Origin of the sequence: Mesorhizobium sp. M4A.F.Ca.ET.022.05.2.1 (genome assembly GCF_003998845.1) — a bacterium.
Taxonomy (GTDB): domain Bacteria; phylum Pseudomonadota; class Alphaproteobacteria; order Rhizobiales; family Rhizobiaceae; genus Mesorhizobium.
In genome coordinates, this window is sequence record NZ_RZOJ01000742.1 from 1 (window position 1) to 1,138 (window position 1,138).

The 1,138-nt window shown below is 64.9% G+C and carries 2 protein-coding genes; one reads left to right on the forward strand and one right to left on the reverse strand.

Features of this window, described 5'->3' with window-relative positions:
- Positions 1–166: 166 nt before the first annotated feature.
- Positions 167–526, forward strand: coding sequence for a tRNA-binding protein (locus EN745_RS35055; protein ID WP_126058694.1), 360 nt, complete (start codon positions 167–169; stop codon positions 524–526).
- 156 nt (positions 527–682) lie between these two features.
- On the opposite strand, the gene EN745_RS35060 is transcribed toward EN745_RS35055, so the two are convergent.
- Positions 683–1,138, reverse strand: a 456-nt coding sequence (locus tag EN745_RS35060; protein ID WP_127423333.1) for a glycosyltransferase, incomplete at its 5' end; no start/stop codon positions are given.

Sequence of the window (1,138 nt, forward strand, 5' to 3'; positions counted from 1 at the left end):
GTCGAGCCAGCAGGTCGAGGTGCTGCTGTCGTCGGCGCTCGAAGCCTGCGAATGCTATTTCCAGGCGTTCCAGTTCGTGGTCTGGTCGGGAACCTCGGCCAAGGACGCGCTTGCCGGCGTCCTGTTCGAGACCTACGGCACCGCCTGAGCCGGATCAGGACCCAAGATGAGTGCGAGTGGCGCGCGCAAGCCCGAGATCAGTTTCGCCGATTTCGACCGGGTCGACATTCGCGCCGGCACCATCATCGAGGCCGAGCCATTCCCCGAGGCGCGCAAGCCGGCATTCAAGCTGAAGATCGATTTCGGTCCGGCGATCGGGGTGAAGAAGTCCTCGGCGCAGATCACGAAATACTACGCGCCGGAGACGCTTGTCGGCCGGCAGGTGTTCGCCGTGGTCAACTTTCCGCCGCGCCAGATCGGAAAGTTCATGTCGGAAGTGCTAACGCTCGGCTTTCCGGACGAGGAGGGCGCGGTCGTGCTCGGCGCCATAGAGCACAGGGTGCCGGACGGCGGGCGTCTGTTCTAGGATGCATGGTATTCAGGTGAGGCCGCAATGCGAACGGCAGGCTCCTGCGCTTGTGGTGCTGGCGTACTTTAGGAACGGCTCCGCTCCGGTTCCCGGAGCCCAGCATTCTCAGTTCGGCCTGACCTGAATCTCAATACATCCTGGGCGCTGGCACCATCAGGCGGCCAGCTTGCGCGTCGTTCCCAGCGCTTCTTCGACCGTGTCGAGGAACATTTCCGCGCAGGCCGTCCAGCTGTAGCGCATGGCGCGCTGGCGCGCCTCTGCGCGGTCGACGTGAAGCGCGGCAAGGGCTGCCTCGCGCAGGTCCTCCGACACCGCCCCGCCGACACCGTCGCCGACGATGTCGATCGGGCCCGTCACCGGATAGGCGGCGACCGGCGTGCCGCTGGCCAGCGCCTCTATGATGACGTTGCCGAAGGTGTCGGTACGGCTCGGAAAGACAAAGACGTCGGCCGAGGCGTAGATCTCGGCCAGCTCGTCATTCGGTCGGTGGCCGAGGAAATGGGCGTTGGGATAGCGCGCCTTGAGCTTTGCGAGTTCCGGTCCCTCGCCAACGACGACCTTGCTGCCGGGCAAATCGAGGTCGAGGAAGGCGCCCAGGTTCTTCTCGAC

Bases quoted from the DNA above. Each gene is read 5' to 3' on its own strand.
- EN745_RS35055 (WP_126058694.1), top strand. From the start codon at position 167: ATGAGTGCGAGTGGCGCGCGCAAGCCCGAGATCAGTTTCGCCGATTTC.